Origin of the sequence: Luteibacter aegosomatissinici (assembly GCF_023078495.1) — a bacterium.
GTDB classification, from domain to species: domain Bacteria; phylum Pseudomonadota; class Gammaproteobacteria; order Xanthomonadales; family Rhodanobacteraceae; genus Luteibacter; species Luteibacter aegosomatissinici.
Genome location: NZ_CP095742.1, coordinates 4,747,921 through 4,767,899, shown reverse-complemented (window position 1 = coordinate 4,767,899; position 19,979 = coordinate 4,747,921). Strand labels below are relative to the sequence as shown.

The 19,979-nt window shown below is 63.5% G+C and carries 17 protein-coding genes; 4 read left to right on the top strand and 13 right to left on the bottom strand.

Annotation, left to right across the window (positions count from 1 at the left end; genetic code table 11):
• Positions 1-117 precede the first annotated feature (117 nt).
• From L2Y97_RS21335 to L2Y97_RS21325, 3 genes are all read right to left on the bottom strand, one after another.
• On the bottom strand, positions 118-861 hold the full coding sequence (locus L2Y97_RS21335; protein WP_247430747.1) for a LytR/AlgR family response regulator transcription factor: 744 nt from the start codon (positions 859-861) through the stop codon (positions 118-120).
• Entirely contained in the window at positions 858-1,949 is a 1,092-nt protein-coding gene (locus tag L2Y97_RS21330; protein WP_247430745.1) for a sensor histidine kinase, read from the bottom strand. Before L2Y97_RS21330 ends, L2Y97_RS21335 begins: the two co-directional genes overlap by 4 nt.
• 304 nt (positions 1,950-2,253) lie before the next feature.
• Positions 2,254-3,711: an aminotransferase-like domain-containing protein gene (locus tag L2Y97_RS21325; RefSeq protein WP_247430742.1), complete on the bottom strand. Its 1,458-nt coding sequence runs from the start codon at positions 3,709-3,711 to the stop codon at positions 2,254-2,256.
• A 202-nt stretch (positions 3,712-3,913) separates the two neighbouring features.
• Here L2Y97_RS21325 and L2Y97_RS21320 point away from each other — a divergent pair, with 202 nt between their 5' ends.
• Positions 3,914-5,557, top strand: coding sequence for an alpha/beta fold hydrolase (locus L2Y97_RS21320; RefSeq protein ID WP_247430739.1), 1,644 nt, complete (start codon positions 3,914-3,916; stop codon positions 5,555-5,557).
• Positions 5,558-5,641: 84 nt separating this feature from the next.
• On the opposite strand, the gene L2Y97_RS21315 is transcribed toward L2Y97_RS21320, so the two are convergent.
• The 8 genes from L2Y97_RS21315 to L2Y97_RS21280 form a co-directional block, all read right to left on the bottom strand.
• Positions 5,642-7,147, bottom strand: a complete 1,506-nt coding sequence (locus L2Y97_RS21315; RefSeq protein WP_247430737.1) for a serine hydrolase domain-containing protein — start codon at positions 7,145-7,147, stop codon at positions 5,642-5,644.
• A gap of 38 nt (positions 7,148-7,185) precedes the next feature.
• Complete coding sequence (locus L2Y97_RS21310) at positions 7,186-8,748, bottom strand: M56 family metallopeptidase (RefSeq protein WP_247430734.1); 1,563 nt, start codon at positions 8,746-8,748, stop codon at positions 7,186-7,188.
• Positions 8,748-9,122, bottom strand: coding sequence for a BlaI/MecI/CopY family transcriptional regulator (locus tag L2Y97_RS21305; protein ID WP_247430731.1), 375 nt, complete (start codon positions 9,120-9,122; stop codon positions 8,748-8,750). The genes L2Y97_RS21310 and L2Y97_RS21305 overlap by 1 nt, the downstream gene beginning before the upstream one ends.
• A gap of 140 nt (positions 9,123-9,262) precedes the next feature.
• Positions 9,263-9,733, bottom strand: coding sequence for a DUF4124 domain-containing protein (locus L2Y97_RS21300; protein WP_247430728.1), 471 nt, complete (start codon positions 9,731-9,733; stop codon positions 9,263-9,265).
• A 97-nt stretch (positions 9,734-9,830) separates the two neighbouring features.
• Complete coding sequence (locus L2Y97_RS21295) at positions 9,831-10,115, bottom strand: hypothetical protein (protein ID WP_247430726.1); 285 nt, start codon at positions 10,113-10,115, stop codon at positions 9,831-9,833.
• A gap of 4 nt (positions 10,116-10,119) precedes the next feature.
• Positions 10,120-10,626, bottom strand: coding sequence for a DUF6496 domain-containing protein (locus L2Y97_RS21290; RefSeq protein WP_247430724.1), 507 nt, complete (start codon positions 10,624-10,626; stop codon positions 10,120-10,122).
• 550 nt (positions 10,627-11,176) lie between these two features.
• Complete coding sequence (locus L2Y97_RS21285; RefSeq protein ID WP_247430721.1) at positions 11,177-11,818, bottom strand: NYN domain-containing protein; 642 nt, start codon at positions 11,816-11,818, stop codon at positions 11,177-11,179.
• A 282-nt stretch (positions 11,819-12,100) separates the two neighbouring features.
• A complete protein-coding gene (locus tag L2Y97_RS21280) occupies positions 12,101-12,448 on the bottom strand; it encodes a hypothetical protein (RefSeq protein ID WP_247430719.1) in 348 nt (115 codons plus the stop codon).
• Positions 12,449-13,040: 592 nt separating this feature from the next.
• Here L2Y97_RS21280 and L2Y97_RS21275 point away from each other — a divergent pair.
• A complete protein-coding gene (locus tag L2Y97_RS21275) occupies positions 13,041-13,304 on the top strand; it encodes a hypothetical protein (protein ID WP_247430716.1) in 264 nt (87 codons plus the stop codon).
• A gap of 268 nt (positions 13,305-13,572) precedes the next feature.
• Entirely contained in the window at positions 13,573-14,511 is a 939-nt protein-coding gene (locus tag L2Y97_RS21270; RefSeq protein ID WP_247430714.1) for an alpha/beta fold hydrolase, read from the top strand.
• A 1,162-nt stretch (positions 14,512-15,673) separates the two neighbouring features.
• Here L2Y97_RS21270 and L2Y97_RS21265 read toward each other — a convergent pair.
• On the bottom strand, positions 15,674-16,609 hold the full coding sequence (locus L2Y97_RS21265; protein WP_247430711.1) for a LacI family DNA-binding transcriptional regulator: 936 nt from the start codon (positions 16,607-16,609) through the stop codon (positions 15,674-15,676).
• Positions 16,610-16,928: 319 nt separating this feature from the next.
• Here L2Y97_RS21265 and L2Y97_RS21260 point away from each other — a divergent pair, with 319 nt between their 5' ends.
• Positions 16,929-19,406 carry a membrane-bound PQQ-dependent dehydrogenase, glucose/quinate/shikimate family gene (locus L2Y97_RS21260; RefSeq protein WP_247430708.1) on the top strand — a complete coding sequence of 826 codons (2,478 nt, stop codon included), beginning with the start codon at positions 16,929-16,931 and terminating at the stop codon, positions 19,404-19,406.
• Positions 19,407-19,614: 208 nt separating this feature from the next.
• On the opposite strand, the gene L2Y97_RS21255 is transcribed toward L2Y97_RS21260, so the two are convergent.
• Positions 19,615-19,947: a DUF6572 domain-containing protein gene (locus L2Y97_RS21255; protein ID WP_247430705.1), complete on the bottom strand. Its 333-nt coding sequence runs from the start codon at positions 19,945-19,947 to the stop codon at positions 19,615-19,617.
• Between the last annotated feature and the right edge of the window lie 32 nt (positions 19,948-19,979).

The window sequence follows — 19,979 nt, the reverse complement described above, 5'->3', positions numbered from 1 at the left end:
TCCTTGTCAGCGGGTGTCTGCAAGGCGAACGATGACGGCCGGGGCCGGTAACCGCATCCATGTTGTGTCTGGTGGTGGCGCTACAGGGACGAGCGGTGCGTAGCGTGCGACGAGCGGTCAGCTCATGCCCAGCGCATGGCGGGCGCTCGCGCGGAATCGTCGGCTCAGGTTCAGGCGGGTACCATCGTGCAGCACCACTTCGGCGCTGCCCTGGAACAGTGGATGCACCTCGGCGATGCGGTCCACGTTCACCACGATGCCGCGGTGGATGCGCAGGAAGCGCGCGGGGTCCAGGCTTGCCAGCAAGCCGGTCAAGGCCTCGCGGTGAAGATATGCCTTCCCGTGGGCATGGATATGCACGTAATTGCCATCGGCGCGGATCCAGTCGATATCCGCTGTGGCGATCACCCGTACATGTTCGCCGCAGACGACGCTGAGCCGTTGCAGATAGGAAGGCTTCGCTACCGACACCGCGTTGGTCAGCCCAGCCCAATGCTGGCGCACGCGAACCATCGCCTGGTCAAAGCGCGCCTGATCGATCGGCTTCAGCAGGTAATCGATCGCATTGGCATCGAAAGCTTGCAGCGCGTGCTGCCCGTATGCGGTGGCGAACACCACCATCGGCAGGGCCGTATCACGCCGCATGCCATGCAGCAGGCGGAAGCCATCCATGCCCGGCATCTTGATATCGAGGAACACAAGATCGGGGGTAAGCGCATCGATCGCCTGCTTTGCCTCGGCGGCGTTGCCGCATTCGCCGACGATGGTGATATCGGCATGCGCGGCCAGCGCCTGACGGATTGCCAGCCTGGCCAGTATCTCGTCATCCACCAACAGGGCGCGAATCGAAGGCGCGTTCATGCGGCCTGCTCCTGGTACGGGAAGCGCATCTCGACGCGCGTGCCGCCGTCGTCACGGCGAGACAATTGCAGCGTGGCCAGGTCACCGAACAGCATATCCAGCCGCGTACGCGTATTGCCGAGACCGATGCCATCCTTCGGGCCACCGGGAGGCAGCCCCAGGCCATCGTCTTCGATCTGCACATGCAACTGGTCGCCCTCGCGGCGCGTGGCGATGCGCAGGGTGCCGCGTTCGGGTTTATCCAGCAGGCCATGCCGCAGCGCGTTCTCGACCAATGGCTGCAGGATCATGTTTGGTACGAGAGCGCGAGTGCTGTCACCCGCCACATCCATCTGCGTCACCAGCCGGTCCTGGAAGCGCACCTGCTGGATGCCGAGGTAGCACTCCAGGAATTCCAGCTCCCGGGAAAGCGGCACTTGCTGCGCATGCCGCTCCTCCAGCGTAAGCCGGAGGAAGTCGCTTAGCCGCGAGATCATCAGGCGCGCCTGCATCGGATCGGCCAGGGCCAAGGCGGAGATGGCGTTCAACGTGTTGAACAGGAAGTGTGGTTGCAGCTGCACGCGAAGGGTTTGCAGCTGCGATTGCACCAGCTGGGTCTCGAGCAACGAATTGCGTAGGCGCTCGTCACGCAGGCGCTGTTGCGATTCGATCGCCCGCAATGCGCCCAGCAATACCCAATACGTGATCAGGCCCAGGTGGGTTTCATAGACGATGCTCGTCTTCAGGAACACGACGAAGGTCATGCCCTGCATGCTGGGCGGCGCACCGAAGGCCCACCAATAGACCGAGACGGTGAAAAGCATCTGCCCCGCGGCGAGCACCAACCCGGCCGGCACATGCACGGCCACGAAACGCGGCCATCTCCCCTGGCTGCCCACCCGCCCCAGCCAGCCGACCAGCGGCGTCATCACCATCCACAGGTAGAAATCGCTGAAGGTCCACACGAGCGGCCGGCCCCAGGTGGCCGGGTGCCCTTCGGCGCGCGCGGAGATCACCGAGCTGGCAGCATAGGACAGGCCAAGCACCGTCCAGAAGGCCAGCACGGCCAGGTATTTCTTCCAGGTAGGCCAGGCCATGGGATCGTTCACGAGGCGCCCCTCCACGCAACGGGCCGAGTATGTAATCCGTCCCAGACCACGGGCCAGTGTCGTTAGTTGGCCCGACCCGCGCCCGATCCCACGGCCCGCCTGCCACCAGCGTACGCAGCAAGCCCACCACCATCATCCGCGCTGGGCCAGGCGGCCGCCCCGCGTGACCAGCGGTCGCCACGCCGTGACAAACGGCAACCCAGCCCACGTCCCCACGCCCAACGCCCCGCCGCCCCTGTAGGAGCGCGCTCGCGCGCGATCCGCCGCCAGGCGGCCCTCCACGATCACGCACCGGATCATTGCGTCACGCCCCGTCCGCTCCGCCCAGGCGCCCACGAACCGCAAAATACGCCTCAGCCAGCCGCACCCCCGCCCGCTTCAACGCCACCTCGGCCACGCCCGCATAACTCAACACCAGCGTCACATGTTCCGGCGGCACACGGTACAAACGCTCCGCCGAACGAATCCGCACCCCATGCGCCAACGCCTCGCTGATCAACGCCTCGGTCGCGCTACGCGGCAACCCCGGCAGGTGGACGAACAACGACCCGCCGGCGACCGAGCCCGTCACGCTCATCGCGCTGCCCAGCCGTGCCTGCAACGCATCATGCAACGCGCGGTGCCGTGGCGCCAATCCATGCGCGATACGCCGCAGGTCACGCAGGTACTGCCCGCTGTTGATGCACGCCGCAAGCACGTGCTGCTGCATGGAGATACTGCCGCGATCAGCCAGCCATTTGACCGCGAGAAAGCGCTCGCGCAACGAACGGGGCACCAGCATGTAGCCGAGCTGCAGGGCCGGGAACATGGAGCGCGCGAAGCTGCTCACATGGATCACCCGGTCATGCCGGTCGAGCGACCACAACGAAGGTGACGCGCGCACGCCAAAGCGATGCTCGCAATCGAAATCGTCTTCCACGAGGCACGCATCGTTCGCGTAAGCCCACTGCAACCACGCGCGGCAACGGTTCTCGGACATCACCACACCGGTCGGAAACTGGAACGATGGCGACACATTCACCAGCCGCACACCTTGCAGCACCGAGGCATGGCGTTCGATATCCAGACCTTCCGCACCCACCGCGCATGAGACAAGGCGCGCACCCATGGCCTCATAGGTATGCCGTACGCTCCAGTGGCAGGGCTCCTCCACCCCCACGCCATCGCCCTCATCGAGCAGCACGCGCGCAATCAGGTCATGCGCTTGCTGGGCACCGCTGACGATCAGGATGTCGTCCGGATCCACCGCGATGGATCGCTCCACGCTGAGGTAACCCGCGAGGGCCTTGCGCAGGTCAAGCACGCCTTGCACCTGTGGGAAATCCGGTACGTCGCGGCGGCGCAGCAGGGCCAGCAGGTTCTGCTTCCAGGCCCACAGGCTGCGCGGATCCGACTTCACGCGCGGCTGGGCCAGGTCGATCACATCGCTCTCAGGCGCGGGCGCTTCCTGATCGGTGGTGGCGGGCAACACGGCCCGTTGGGCCAGCCGCGATAGCCGCAGCGGCGGTGGCGTGGGCGCCGGTTCCGCGGGCGGTACATCCATGGCGGGCATCGCAAGATTTCGCGCGCTGACATACGTGCCACTGCCGGAGCGGGAGTCCAGGTAGCCCTCGCCCTCGAGCTGCTCGTAGGCCATAAGCACCACGGTGCGGGAGACACCCAGCGCGAGCGCCATGGAGCGGCTGCCTGGCAGGCACGCACCCACTTCGAATCGCCCGGAATCGATATCCCGGCGGATCGATTCAGCGACCTGGGCGTACATGGGGTCGTCGGCATGGCGGCGCGCCGCCGTCCATCCCTGTTGTGACCGTTCGAAGTGGTCACATCGAAATACCCTGCCACCGGTCATTTACCTTGCCCCCGCCCCTGAACATGATCCCGGCCAGGCTGGCAGGGCACGGCTGCTGCGGTCCCCACCGCCACTTCCGCCCGCATCGGGCAGATCTGACCAAGGATGCACCAAAATGAAGCGTATGACCTTGGCCGCGTGCAAGCTCGCGGCGTTGATCGGTTGCATGGTGGGGCCAGGGTTGGCCAGCGCCCATGGCATCGACGATTACAGCAACGATCCCGCTTACGCCCGGTACTACCACCAGCAACTCACTTGGGGCGGTTGCCCGCCGTCGCTGTTCACCGATGGCAGCACGATCCAGTGCGCGTTAGTGACCGTGCCGGTGGATTGGGCCGACCCGAAGCAGGGCGATATCACCATCGGCATCTCCCGGCCGCTCAACACGCAGCCCTACACCCGCCTCTTGCTCGTCAATGCCGGCGGCCCGGATAACTCCAGCGCCTCGCAGGCCGAACTGCTGGAACAGCTGCAGCCGCAGGTGATGGACGATCACCTGGTGATTGGCGTGGACCTGCGCGGCCTGACCGATGGCACCGGTACCCAGGTGAGCTGCGACTACGCCACCCGCAGCGGTGGCGAGAACTTCATGGATGGCGACAGCCGCAACCCCACCGCCACCAGCCTGCGTGCGCAGCAGGATTGGTGGAACCGCTCGATCAGTGCGTGCCTGAAGAAGAACGCCACGTTCCTGAAGGGCATCACCACGCCCAACCACGTGCGTGACCTGAACCTGGTGCGCGCCGTGCTGGGCTTTAAGCGCGCCGACCTGATGGGCATCTCCAGCGGCAGCAGCCTGATGGCTTACGCCGACCGCATGTTCCCCGATACCTTCGATCGCGTCGTGCTCGACAGCAACATGAACTGGGTGCACCTGGACTGGCAGCGGCAGTCACTGACGCGCGCCGCCATGGACCAGCTGAACATCCAGCAGGCCTTCATTCCCTTCATCTCGCGGCACGATGATCAGTTCCATATGGGCACCACGCCGCAGCAGGTGCTGGGCACGTTCCAGCAGATCTACAAGGCCACGTCCGAGCACCGCATGGGCACGGTCACGCCCGATCAGGCGCTGGGCGCCATGGACGGGACCGGCATGTGGGTGTTCTGGGACCTGCTGGTGGCGCCGTCGCTCAGCAGCATGGCCCAGGCATTGGATGGTGACCCGGCGCATATCGCCGCCGCCGAGCAGATCGCGGCGGTGACGTACACCGACCTGCGCACGACGCCCAGCTTCAACCCCATGCAGTACGCCCTGCAGTGCAATGACTCGGGCTCTACCGATCCGCGCAGCACCAACCAGAAGATCGCCGATGTGCATACCTACTGGGCGATCGGTGCTTCCACGCTGATCGACACCTGCGAGAACTGGCCGTGGCGCCCGGTGCTGGATCGCGTGCTGGAAGCGCGTACCACCGTGCACGCGCTGATGCTGCAGAACGAGTTTGATCCATCGACGCCGTATTCCGAGGCGCTGAAGGATCGCCTGCTCAGCGGCAACGACGCGCGCATGGTGTTCGTCAATAACGCCGCGACCCACGCACTGATGTACGACGATAACGCCTGCGTGAAGGCCGCAGAGGTTGCCTATCTGAAGGGTGGGACGATGCCTTCCCGGGATGTGATCTGCCAGGGCCAGCCGATGCATTCGTTCTCGATGCAGGACAGCGTGACGTATGAGTACGGCTTCCCGGCCGCCGGGTGGTTGTTGCCGCCGCCGCCGCTCGTGCAGCAGGTGAGCTGGCGCCTGGTGCCGTAACGCGCCCAGGCATGGTGCGCACCGAGGAGGCTGGGGCCGCGCTGACCCCAGCCTCTTTTCTATGCGCGTTGGTCAACGGTTGGCTCAGCCGCCCTTGCTCGCGGGCGGCTTTTCGGCCACGCGCACCAGCTTCATCGGCGGCGCGCCTTCGATCATGGTCATGCTCGAGAAATCCGCTGCGTACTCCACCGTGACGCCGAGCGACTCGGCCCGAAAGCGCGTCGGTGAGAGTGTGATAAGGCGTTCCGCCACGGGTGCACCCGCGTTGGCGTACAGCCCATCGGGGCGCGCCTCGATCATCACATCGAGGTCGCCGCCGATGAAGTGGCCGGCAGCCTTTGACAGTTCCGCGAGCGAGAGCGTCTTCTCTTCGGTAGCGGGTACCGCGATATCGATCATGCCGTAGTCGGTGGCGATCGCGCGAACGATTTCACCGATCAACCGCCGGCCATCCCCGCCATTGGCGAGTGCCACCACGCCATCGCCCTTGTCGGTGTACGCCACCATGAAGGAATCAAAGCCGGGATTCACGCCGTCGTGCATGAAACGCGGTGTGCCTTGCGGATACACCGCGACGCCGAGCCCCCAGTTGTCCTTCACCGGCGTCATCATCGTATGCGTCATGGCGGGCGAAAGGCGGTGGCCTTGCTTACCTGCGGCGGAAGCCTGCAGGTCCAGCAGTAAGCGGGCGAGATCACCTGCCGTGGTCCACAGCCCGGCGGGCCCGAGCTGCGGGGTCACCACGTAACCGCCTGGGATAAGGCTGCCATTGGAGTGGCCCAGGGCCATGTTGGCACGGACCGCCGGTGTAGGTGGCATCGCGAAGGCGCTTCGTTTCATGCCGAGGGGGCCGAGCACCTCGCGTTGGGCCAGCTCGGCGAACCGTGCGCCCCCCACATCGGCCAGAGCCAGCTGCGTGATGACGTAACCACCGCCGGAGTACTCGAACTGCGCACCGGCCGGAAGCACACTGCGTACCGGTGGCGTGCCCGAGGGCGGCAGGCCATCCAGGATCTGCACGGTGGTGGGTAGCGGGTCGCCGGGTTTGTAGCCGTTGAAGCCGTGCACGCCGATCCCCGCCGTGTGGCTCAGCAACTGGCGCAGGGTGACACCGTTGGGTGCCAGTTTCGGATCCACTGGCAGCTTCCAGGTATGCAGCGCATCGTTGATGTTACGGTCCAGGCCGATCTTGCCCTGTTCCACCATGCGTAACGCGAGCATGGCGGTCACGACCTTGCTGATCGATGCCGCCTGGAAATCCGTGTCAGGCGTGACCGGTGCGCAACTGGCGATATCGCGCACACCCCAGCCACGCGCCCACTCAAGCTTGCCGTTGTGAATCACGGCGACGCTCAGGCCGGGCACCGCGTATTGCTGCATGCGCTGGGCGAGGCTGAAGGGCTTGTCGCCCTGCTTGATGATCGCGGGTTGCAGGTGCATCTCGATGTAGCGGGTATGCGCATTGCTGGGCCCACCGGCCGCCTCGGCGGGCGCGGGGCAGTTATCCGCCTGTGCGGCCATGGGCATGGCGAGCAAAACGGAGGCAAGCGCTACCGAGCCGCGCAAGGCGACTGTCTGAAACCTGAGCATGGTTCGTTCCCTCGGGGGAGTGGGGTGAGCGGAGCGTCTTACTGGCGGCGTTTGACCGAGCTGACCATCAAGCCGTTCTTATCCATCTGGATGAATACCTGTTGCGCACCGTGCGCATGCTGCACGTCGTAGATGTCCCAGCCGTAATCCGTGACACCTTCGAACTTGTACGACTCAACGGGACCAAGGCGCGCGTAGTAGTCCTTCTGGGAGTCAGGATCGCCCGGGCCGCCCTTCGCGTAGTGCGACATCATGGCGGCGTCGTATTGATTGTTGAGGATGAGCTGGAGCGCCTTCTCGCTGTTGGGGAAGGCGACCTGGTTCTTCACGTGCGCCACCAGGTCACGGCGGATCTGCTCGGCAGTCGCTTCATCCACGCGGTCAGCGGTGGCGACGAGCCAGCCATGGATATACACATCCATCGCGCTACCGTGGCCGTTGGCGCCCTTGGCGAATGTGAGCTTTGCGTCGATGCTCGGAATCGAGAACTCGGTATCGCTGAGCGTGGGGGCATCGATCACACCCTGGGCCATGAACTGGCCAATGGGCGCGACGGTGAGGACGTCGCCTCTCCGGGCCACGGTGACCAGCGAGTAGTCACTGAGGCGATATTCGCCGGTATACGCATCCAGAAGCGCGGGATCGATCGCTACCGTGCCGGGGGTGGGTGGGGTGGATGCCGCAGGGGGTGTCACCTGCGCTGCGAATACCGCCATGCCGATGGCGAGACTGATCAGGACGAACGCGAATGCACCTGCCCATTTCCTGGGTTTCGACAGCATGATTCTTATCCTCTGTTCGAGAAACGACCGGGATTCCGACATCGCGGTGACCGCGCCCATGTACTCCGATTGGTTCTGCCCTACCTGGATCAACGTTTCGCAGTAGTCACCGATATCACCGCCGCCGCGCAGCACGCGGGCATCGCAATCCACTTCGATGGCGCGGCGCAGGCGATGGCACTGCCACCACAGCAACGGATTCCATGGCATGGCGCCGAGAAGCACCAGGGCCGTCGCAACCAGCAGCGGATCGCGCGCGTTCAGGTGGGATTGCTCATGCGCCATGACGTAGCGCTGTTGCGCGGCCGATTCCTGCAACACCCAGGCGGGAACGACGATGCGCGAACGCATCAGGCCGACCACCGCTGGCCCGACATCAGGCGATACCAGCACGGGCACGTCACAGACCTGGCCGGTGGCCCAGCCGCGCTTGCGCCGATGAAACAGCGTGGTGCTCACGCCGAGGAACAGCAGCAGCGTGATCGAGCTGGCGAACCAGAGATCCTTCAGGACCAGGTTCACCGGTGCGGATGAGGTGTACGGCCTGGCGCCGCTCCAGTCGATGACCGCCGATGCCAGGGGGATCGCTGCCTTGGTGTGCAGGGCCGCGGTTGCCGTGGCTGGTGCCGAAGCATGGGCCTCTGGCGCGCCAGGCGGCACCATGGCCATGCCGACGGGAAGCAGCAACGAGAGCGCCATGGCGATGATCCACGGCCACCGCGTGGGCATCCGCCGTGCCCTAAGCGCCTCTTCGGCCAATACCGCCGCCGCACAGAGCGCGAGCGCGACCAGCGCGGCGTAGATCATCCAGGCCAGCATTACGGCTTCTCCTTGCCGTTCCTCTCCGCCAACAGTTCGCGCATGCGTGAGATCTGCTCCGGGCTGAGCTTCTGATCGGACACCAGGTGCGTGAACAACAACTCTGCCGAACCCTTGAACAGCTTATCCGTGAGGTGCTGCAAGGCGTTCTTGCGCGCCGCCTGCTGCTTTACGCTGGCAAAGTAGCGGTGGCCCCGGCCTTCTTCCTCGTAACCGACATAGCCCTTGGTCTGCAGGGTGCGCAACACGGTCAGCACCGTGGTGTAGGCGAGGGTATCGGTCAGGCGTTCGCGCACCTCCGACACCAGCGAGGGGCCGTGGTCCCACAGCACCTGCATGATGTCGGCCTCACGGTCGGTGAGTGAGATCTTCATGGGGGTCCCTGACCTGGTTATCTACTATAGGTGTAGTAGATATAGGCCTGGGCGGGGAGGGTTGTCAACTATGGCTTTAGTAGATGAGGCGGGTGGGGATTCGTTGGGGCGATCGCCGCCATGCAGGTCGACGCCTGCCGTTAGCTGCCGCAACCCGTGCTGGCGTCGTTAAGTACCGCCCCTTTAGGACAGCGCTTCCTTATTTCCTCAACGATCGCCGTAGAGGCCGCGTGTGCGCGATCGATCTTCGGGCGGTACTCGGTCTGGATGCGCTCGATCTCCGAGGTCAAGGCGATGGTCGCCTTGGGCCCCCGGCGTGCCCTGGCTTCGGCAATCTCGCGGTTCATGTCATCGACCAGGTGCCGTTCGGCATCGCTCGACTCACGCAGCCGGCTGCTCATCTGGACCAGGCTCATGGAATGAATGTCCCCACCACCCGATGCGGCGGCGCCCACGACCGAACCCGTGACTTCAATCTTTTTGCCGTTAGCGCAGGGCTTGTCCTGGAAAACGGAGGAGCTGCCGACGGTGCACTTGTAGACCTCGCCTGCCGACGCGGCGGTAGGCAGTGCGACAACGAGCGAGAAGAGCAGAGCCTTCTTGAGCCACATACCTGAGCGTCCCCTGGCCTGAGATTGAGTCGCCGTGCCAGGCGATCGTAGCTGGGGGGCTGAGAGTGTGTCGAGGGATATGGCTCCATCGCCCAGTTCAGGGGGCATCCTTCCCGCCGAGAGTAATCACCGATCGCTCACGAGGCTCACCTGCCCCGTTATGCCGACGTGGCGCGGGCCTCGGCTGCGAGGGTGATGTCCGGCCCAGCGTGATGTTCTTCGAGGCACGCACCTCGCGATTGGAGAAGGTCCAGATCTCGCCCGTCTCCGTGATGAAGACCGTCCAGTAGAGGTCGGACTCGGGGCCATAATCAATCAGGAAATGAGCGAAGCCCTCGCCCTTGGGCGTGTTCAGGGGTAACGGGGGATTGAGTTGCAGCATGGGGTTATCCGGCCTTCTTCGCCCGCGTGCGGGCCGCCTTCGTTGCCGCTGCCTTGCGACCTGCTGCGCCCTTGGTGTGGGCAGCCTTCTTGGCCGCCGCGGATTTGCTCGCTGACGTGCGCTTGGCGGCGCTCTTGCGTGCCTGCGTCGATACCGCACGCTTCGATGCGGCTGCCGTGCCCTCGCGCTTAAGCGCCTTGGTGGAGGCGCGTTTGCGCGCCACCGATTTCTTGGTGGCGGTGCCGGCCGAACGCTTCTTCGCTGCCTTCGTATCCTGCGCGGCCTTCTTCTTGGTGGCCGCGCTTGCCGTCTTCGAGGGCGTTGCCTTCACACCGGCACGGCGGGCTTTCGACAGGCCAATGGCAATGGCCTGCTTCGCCGAGCGGGCGCCATGTTTGCCTTCGCGGATGTGCTCGATCTCCTCGCGCACGTACTCGCCGGCCTGGGTGGAAGCGGACTTGCCTTCGCGTCTGTCTCTGGCGGCCCTGGCGGTGGTCTTTCTATCGGGCATGGGTCTGGCCTCTTCGGTGCAGGGGCCTAGGAGGCATCTACCGTCGTGAGCGGCGTGTGGCCTTGGTGTTCATAGTTTTGCGAAAGGCCTTCACCTCGGTGTTACCCGCGAGAGGCTGCGGCGCGCTGAGACGCATTACGAGGCGGCGCCTTCCGCTTGACGAATCCGCCGTCAAGCATGATCGAGTAGGACAGCATGTGGCCCCTCCTGGGCACAAAGTTGGCCGCCAAGCAGGTGGAGGTCTAGCCTCTCTTATATGTCACCTGCAGGGCAGCCGGGTCTTCCTTGACGCGCTTTGCGTCGAGCGGAAGTATGTACGTCGAGATCTGTCCGTCAAGCCCTGTTGCGTCTACTTTGCACAGAACTGAGCTAGGGCGCGGCCTCGCGCAGCGTATGGTGGCGCCGATCGGTAGCGGGTTAGCTGCGACCGTGTTCAGATACGCACGAATGTTCCCAAGGGATGACGTTTTCGCGGCCGCCAAGCCGAGCAGGACAGTTGTCGAGCCGGCTTCGCGTAGCCCGTCCGGGGCTGTGTGCCAACGCGCGCCCGCTATAGGTCAGCGTCTAGCCACTTGGCCGGGCAAGAGATTGCGGTGCCGAGATCGTCAATGATATGCGTAGGGAACTGCGAGTGCGTGAGGTGAGCTAGTCGGACTGGGCGGACGAAATGCGCATTCTTTTCGAGTTCGACTACAGGGTCCTTGGCCGGACAGAGAACGCCGACGACCTTACCCATATCGCGGACAAGTCGAAGCGCCTCTGCAAGGTCAGAATCGTTCGACAGAACCACGGCGCAGTCGTACGCATCATTCCATGCGTCATGCAGCATGTGGACAGCCAAATTGACGTCTGAACCCTTCTCCTCGCGGGAGATAACGCGAACGTAAGGATCCCGCGCGTCACCTGGCACTGCGAGCCGCATCCGCTTTTCGCGCTGCCGGAATGTGCCGAAGTGAATGGACACACCACTGGCCGCCAGCGCTCGGAGATACACATCCTGGCGGCTTGCCTTATTGGGGTCTGCGGGGGTATCGGCGACACGCGCCGTGAAGTAGCGGAGCATCGTCACGCTATGGTCGTTTCGAAGCGCCGCTCGGGAAAGCGCAAACAGGTCCAGCCACTTCACGCCTTGGCGTCCATCAAGCAGCCGGTGAAACAGGTTGAACCCGTCAACGTAAACGGCCGTCCTCATTTCCATTCCTTAGAAAAGGCAACGCCACCCTCGAGGGGGTGGCGTGCGACCCGGCGACCGAGACCGACGGGGGTGTGGCCGTAGTATGCGAGAAAGGTCAGCGACGGGTCAAGGTTGTCCCGCCGGGGGACCTGCGAGTGTTCAGATCACCTTGCTCGCCACACCCGCGTAGCTCGATGCGGGCGTTGCCGATTGCGGGTGGAGCCCAGTGCCACGCCACGGTGTCGCCACCCGCAAGAAAACCGGCACGGAGCGCTACGCGCGGTAGCCTCCTACCATGGCTTACCGACACTGCTTCATCACACCAGCCATATCACGCTGTGTTCTCAACGAAAGTCCGGATGCGCGGAGCGTTACCAGGCTCTCACCTCCGTTACGATTGGCTACGCTCATTTCGGCCAGCGCATTCGCCTGGTCGTCAGGCGCGATAAGGATCTGCCGGCCGCTGGGATACGTCGCGGCATGCGTGCCCGGCCACTGCTTTGCATAGCCTTGCGTGACGCACGCGACGTACGTGTCTACATCCCTGTGCGTGGTAAGGCCATCGATGATCGGGGGTTTGCCTTCGGCTGACCATGCGGCCGTCGGTGAAAGCGAGAGTAGAACGGAAACAACGATGCTCAGGCGCATGGACAGTCCCTCGTTTTGATGGAGCGTCAGATCACGCTGGCGCGACTGCGCCGGGATCTCCGTATTCGCACATCGATGCGACCATAGAACACGATTTGTCCTAAAGACAACGCACATGTGATTTGTTACGGTCGCTTCGTTGCCTGCGTGCGCTTCACCCCCGCCACGCAAGCAACCACCGCTTGATGCGGTGAGAGTCGCGAGCCAGATGTGCGTCAACACACCTGGCCCGCTAACCAAACCAACTGACAAAGAGTTGATTATGGCTACCCTTGATCATACGGCACCCGCACGCCCGCCGAATCCCCCCGGCGACACCTCAACCGGTAACGGGCCGCCTGCATAAGCCGCAGGCACGGTTGAAGAACCGCAGCGGCACCTTTCTTTGAGGCAATTCTTGATCGAATGAGGCAGGCATTGCGCCTGGTACGCCTCACGGACGGTCGTCGCCGCTCTCTACTTCGTCAATCAAGCCACCCGGCGCCCGGATAGGGCGGCCGGTGAACCCGCGATCGTATGGTCCGTGGCATGGCAGGTCGTGTTGACTGTCGTGCCACGTTAGGTCGCGTGGTGGCGGTATAGGAACTACCTAATGAATGAGCGGAACGAACGTGCCGACAGCTCAGAGCCTTCGGTGAATGATCTGCTGAACCAGGCGATTGCGTGGTTGCAGTATTCGCGTGGTGTTACCGCGATGCTGGCCGATCTTGTGCATGAGGCGGAAGGCCTCGATTCGAAGCAGCTGGGTTTGTCACTTGAGGCGATTGCAGCGATGACCCAGGCAGGTGTGGAACAGGTGGGGCAGGCCCATGCGAAATGGACGTGGGAGCAGAGGCAGGCGGCAGCCCTGGCCTAACCGGATGGGCCTTTGCAGGTAGGGCGCCGGGCAGGGTAGGCAATTACTAGCTTTGACAGCTATGCTCGCCCCTCCTTACATCGACCCCGCCCCGGGTATTGGCTTTTACGGGCGAGGGGCCTTGCGGGGTTGGGGAAAAGCCTGCCTGTAAAGACATTCGAGGCCTTCGAACGTCTCCATGCGTGGCCGTGTACGTCTTTCGTAGTCCGAAGTCGCAACCTGTTTACTCGGGCGGCCCGTTGCCGCCTTCATCACGGGAGTGTTCGGCATGGCACGTATGAGCGTTTGGGCGTCGGTTTCGAAGTTCCTTGTCACAGGTGCGCTACTGGCCGCCCTGAGTTCGCCCGCCGTGGCCGATATCACGCCGCTGCCGGCCACCTTCCACACCCAGGACATCGCCACCGATGGGGCGACTATCCACGTGCGCGTAGGCGGCACCGGTCCGGCGGTCATTCTGCTGCACGGCTTCGGCGACACCGGCGATATGTGGGGCCCGCTGGCTACGGACCTTGTTCGCGACCACACCGTGGTCATCCCCGATCTGCGCGGCATGGGCCTGTCCTCCCACCCCGAGGGCGGTTACGACAAGAAGACCCAGGCGGCCGATATGCGCGCCGTGCTCTCCAAGCTCGGTATCGACAAGTCCGTTGTCGTCGGCCACGACATCGGCACGATGGTCGCCTACGCCTATGCCGCACGTTACCCGGACAAGACGGTGAAGCTTGTCGTGATGGATGCGCCTGTCCCGGGCATTCCGCCGTGGGACCAGATCGTGCGCAGCCCGCTGCTTTGGCACTTCGACTTTGGTGGCCCGGATATGGAGCGCCTGGTGGCCGGGCGTGAGCGGATCTACCTGGATCGGTTCTGGAATGAATTCGCGGGTACGCCGTCGAAGATCGATGAGGGTACGCGTAGCCATTACGCCGCTATCTATGCACGGCCTGGTGCCATGCATTCGGCCTTTTCGCAGTTTCGTGCCATTCGCACCGACGCGGTTGATAACCAGGATGCACCGAATCACAAGCTCACGATGCCTGTGCTCGCTATCGGTGGCGAGAAGTCGTTTGGGGCGAATGAGGCGATTGTGATGCGGAATGCGGCGACCAACGTGACTGAGTTGGTTGTGCCTGGCGCTGGGCACTGGTTGATGGAAGAGGCGCCTGCTGTCACCACGAAAGCGATTCGGCAGTTCATTGAAGCGAAGTGATTGCTCTCCCTTCGGGAGCGGGATTGCTGAAATGACGGGTCTTGCTCGATCAAGACTGGCGCCAGATGTGGCACCATGCTACCCGGGGCCTGGTCCATGCGGGTACACGCCTTTTCTGATCTTCGAATGGGCCTATCGGAATTTGAAGGGCGTCGGAAAGTACGGCCAGCCAGGGCCCGCTATCAACACCTTGGCGCGATGGTGACGACACAGTAAGCAGTGCCTCGAAAATTGACCAGAGCCGATCAAGCTCAACAAGAGAGAAGCTGGATATGCCGAATGCGCACAACCTATTCTTCTGGGTGACCCTCCACGGGCACGGCTTCGATGCTTACTCATACGCGCAGCACGCACACGCCCCCTTAGGTGAAGTTCGGACCAGACGGCATTCAGGACCGCCGTTACTCGACGACTATCCACCAACGTACTGGACTAGCATCGATCATCCCTCTGCGCGCGATAGGCTTGGATCTGATGTTGAAAGCATCCTCCAACAGGTGAAGCAGACGGATCCGGGTGCATGGCATGGGAAAGTCAGTGTTCAGATCGTCGACAAGTCAAGGTCTAACGAAGAACGAGGTGGATACTACCTCCCAATCTCCCTGATAAAACTCCTTGCTGAGATGGAGGCCGACATAGACATTGATGTGGCTTCCGGGGATCTGGTGTAAGGACGTCATAGCAACGAGTGGGATCTGCCCAACGCGTAGGAGATTCCTCGCGTATCGACCGACGAATGCTCTGGAAAGGTGGTGAGAATGACTTTCGAATCTGACCACCGCGCGCATCGTCACGCAGGAAAGATATACCCCTGGCTAGCGTGGATTCTGTGGCTGCTCATCGTGTGCTTCGTACTGGCGCCATGGGCACCGTTATACGTGAACGCTTTCCTTACGGTCGCCGGCACGGCGCTACTTGTGAAGGCGACCGCCCGTTATCGTACCTTCGGTTGGAAGGGTGTCTTTTCTCGGCAAAGGCAGAGTGATCTTGACCTGAAGTAGGCCGCTTGACGCGGCAAGCAGCCGGGCGGTCAGTGAAGCTCGCCTTAGGTGCACAGTCTCGTGCGATTCGGGCGGATGCTATCGATAGCCACGATGCGCTGAGTCACAAGATCACGTGACGACTCAGGCGATTCGGTAATTCATTGAGGTTAGGCGATTCCTCAGTGCCGCGTAGTCCCGCGCCGAACCAGCGTCGGCGGAATCGTGATCGTCAGCTTCGCCGGATCATCCGCCAGCAACGCCACGCTGCCTTCCGCCAGGGCCTGCATGTCCTGGTGGAAGGTGGTGATGTCGTAGGCGCGCCAGCCGGCCATGGGGATGTCATCGAAGCCGATGACCTGCACATCCTTCGGCACGGACAGGCCAAACTCCGTGCGCAGCGCATCCAGCGCACCGATGGCCACGAGGTCGTTGACGCAGAACAGGCCATCCGGGCGGCTGCCCGAGCTCATCAGCGCCACCGCGGCGGCATAACCTTCGTCATAGCTGTAGCCCGCCACCAGCCGCTCGGGTTCCGGCATGCCGCGCTCTTTTAGGCGCTTCAGGAAACCCTTCTCGCGCTCACTCTGCGATTGGCTCTCGCGGCCCGCCAGGTACGCAATGGACGTGCAGCCGCCATCGATCAGCAGGTCAGCCGCGACACCTCCCGCGGAGCGGTTATCCGTGGATACCGTACGCAGGCTGCCCACGCGCTTTGAATTCACGGCAACGATGGGAATCCCGACGCTCTCCAGGGCACGCACCACGCGCGTGGAACCGATGGCCATGGCGCTGATCACGCCGTCGATGCGGTAGCGCGACAGCTCACCCACGATCTCGTCGATGTTCGCATCGCTGTGCGTATCCACCAGCATGATTTCGAGTTTCCGCGCGCGCAGCAGCTCGGTGACGCAGCGCAGGAACTCGGTGAAGAACGGGTTGTAGAAGCCGCCGACAATGACCGCGATGATGCCGGAGCGGCCGGTTTGCAGAATGCCGGGCAACGCGTTGGGCCGGTAGTTGAGCTCGGCCGCGGCCTTCATCACCTTTTCGCGAATGGCCGGGGATACTGCGGCACCACCCGCACTGAACACGCGCGATACCGTGGATTGGGACACTCCGGCCAGGCGGGCTACGGCGGTTGAAGATGGCTGGGCGCGATGGGCACCTGGCGGGCTAGGCGGGGTCCGGGACATTGCCCAGCCTAGCATTTCCTTGCACAGCAGCAGACACAGGCGTACCCTTGCATAGCTATGCAGACGCGGCACATGGTCAGGGGCGCCTGCGCGGACTTGGAGCCCACAAGGGGTGGTCTCCGGTTTCCATCGCCAGCACGGCGACGACGAGTGCCAACGCATCCGCCGCCCCAGCTGGCACCAGCCAACGCTCGGCGTGGGATGACGCCAGCGGCGGCGATTCCTCAGCGAGGATCCATAAATGAGTACATCGGAGAGTGCCCTCGCACGTGGGGGCAGGCTTTTGCTTGCCCTCGTGTTGGGCCTGTTTGGCCTGGCCATGGTGGTTGGCGGCGTTCGCCTCATCACCCTGGGTGGTAACTGGTATTACGCGATCGCCGGCCTGTTGAGCCTCGCGAGTTCGATCAGCCTGTTCCGCCGCCGCACCAGCGCCACGCTGTGGTTCGGCGTGCTGTTCGTCCTCACGCTGTTGTGGACGATCTGGGAATCGGGCGCGGATTACTGGGGTTGGGTGCCGCGCTTCGCGCTGATCCTCATCTTCGCCATCGCCTTCTCGTTCCTGCTGCCCAGCCTGCACCAGGGTCGCCTGTCGCGTGCTGTCACGCGTGGCATCCCTGCGTTGCTCATTGCGGCCTTCGTGGTCGCGGGCGCCCTGGCGTTCGTGCCGCACCACGTCACGGCGGCCAGCAACGTGCCGGAGCCGGGTGATAACCCCTTCGCCGCCGACACGGGCCCGAGCCCGGAAAGCGGTATCCCCGGTTCCGACTGGCCCACCTACGGTGGCAACCAGGCCACGCAGCGTTACAGCTCGCTGACCCAGATCACGCCCGCCAACGTGAAAGACCTGCAGGTCGCCTGGACCGCGCAGGTCGGCGATGTGCCGACCGACACGCGCTGGGGCGTGCAGAACACCCCGCTGAAGATCGGCAACATGGTGTACGTGTGCGGTTACCTCAACAAGGTGGTCGCGCTCGACGCCGCCACTGGTGAGCACAAGTGGGAATTCGACCCGGGCATCACGCCGAAGTCGGTGCCGTACACCCCATCGTGCCGCTCGATGAGCTACTACGAGGACCACGGTACGGCCACGGCCAGCACCGATGCACCGGCCGCTGCGACCAGCACCGCCGCTGCGGTTGCCCCGGCCACGGGCGCCATGTGCGACCGTCGCATCATCGTCGGCACGCTCGATGCCCGCGTCATTGAACTCGATGCCGCTACCGGCAAGCGCTGCACGGACTTCGGCCAGAACGGCGAAGTCAGCCTCACGGTCGACATGGGCAAGGTCTACCACGGCTACGTGGCGATCACGTCGCCGCCCATGGTCATCCGCGACACCATTGTCGTCGGCCACACCACGGTCGATGGCCAGCGTGCCTTTGGTCCCGCCGGCGTCACCAAGGCGTACGACGTCAAGACCGGCAAGCTGAAGTGGGCATGGGACGCGGCGGCGCCGAACGATCCCGCCCCGCGTACCGGTGATGACCTCTACAAGCGCGGGTCGCCTGATGTGTGGACCTCGTTCACCGGCGATAACAAGCTGGGCCTGGTGTTCCTGCCGGTGGCGAATGCCTCGGGTGATTACTACTCCAGCAGCCGCACCGCGGACGAGCTGAAGTACTCGCCGTCGCTCACCGCTATTGACGTGGAGACGGGCCTGCCGCGCTGGTCGTTCCAGAACACGCACGACGACGTGTGGGATTACGACCCGGGTTCGCCGCCCACGCTGGTGGACTACCCGCAGAAGGATGGCACCAAGGTGCCGGCCATCATCTTCCCGACGAAGAATGGCGAGTTCTACGTGCTTAACCGCGAGACCGGCAAGTCGCTGTTCGGGGTGGAAGAGCGTCCCGTGCCGCAGGGTGGCCTTGAGCCCGCCGCGCGCAGCAAGACGCAGCCGTTCTCGAAGTTCAACTCGGTAGCGCAGCCGGACCTCACGCCGGCCAGCATGTGGGGCCTGACCCCCATCGACCAGCTGTTCTGCCGCATCCAGTTCGCGGAAGCCGACTACCGCGGCAAGTTCACGCCGCCGGATACCAAGCACCCGATCATCGACTACCCGGGCTACAACGGTGGCGTCGACTGGGGTGGCGTGGCGTTCGATCCGGCACGTGGCCTGATCATCTCCAACTACAACGACATGCCGAACTACGTGAGCCTGGTGACGCGTGCGGAAGCCGACAAGCTGGGCTGGAAGGCGCGTGACGTGCTGAACGACCCGGTGCAGGAAGCCAGGGCCGAAGGCGCAGGCGACCCGCAGGAAGGCGTCCCCGTGGCCGTCAATGTCAACGCAGGCTGGCAGGTGCCGGCGACCGGCATGCTCTGCAAGGAACCGCCGTACGGTGGCATCCGCGCCATCGACATCCGTGATGGCCGCACCGTGTGGGACCGCCCGTTCGGTACCGCGCGTGAAAACGGTCCGTTCGGCATGCCCACCGGCCTTCCGATCCAGATTGGTACGCCGAACAACGGTGGCTCGGTCATCACGAAGTCGGGCCTGGTGTTCATTGCCGCCGCCACCGACAACCTGATCCGCGCGATCGACATCACCACCGGCGAAACCATCTGGTCGGCCCCGCTGCCCGCTGGCGCCCAGGCGATGCCGATGGTGTATGAGCAGGATGGTCGCGAGTTCGTGGTGATCACGGCTACTGGGCACCACTTCATGCATACGCCTAAGGGCAATTATGTTGTGGCTTATGCGTTGCCTAAGCGGTGAGGGGTTTGCGGGCTCTTGTTAGACGAGAGCTCGCCTTTTCTGAGTCGAAGTGATGAAGGGGCTGGGATGATTCCGGCCCCTTTTTGCCTTGTGGTGAGGTGTCGTCGCGGCGGCAGGAAAATGGGCAGAACGCAAAGGCATTACTCTGGCCTTTAACCAGCCTGACCACCCGTCCGCCCAGGCCGATCGCCAACCATCCCCGGCCAAGTCAATAACCACCCGGCAGGGCGTAGTACGTAAATTCAACGCCTATCTCTGAAAGCTGCCGTTTGGCGGCTTCCAGGAATCGCGTTCCTTCATCATCGGGCAGAAACTGATGGATCAGCTCAATGCGTACGTGCCGATAAAGTGATTCGGCGAGGGCATCGTAAATCTGTCCGCTACGAATAAACCCCAAGTAGTTTCCAAGCTTCCGTTCAATCATCCGCAGGTGATCGGGCTCAGAGACCCAGTCCAAGTGGTCGACTATGGTCAGGATTGCCTTACCGTCGGCCCGCGAGATCCCTAAGCCATCGACAGACGAAGGATCATCTATAGCCATTCTCGGTATCCATATGCCCTCCTGTGGCGATA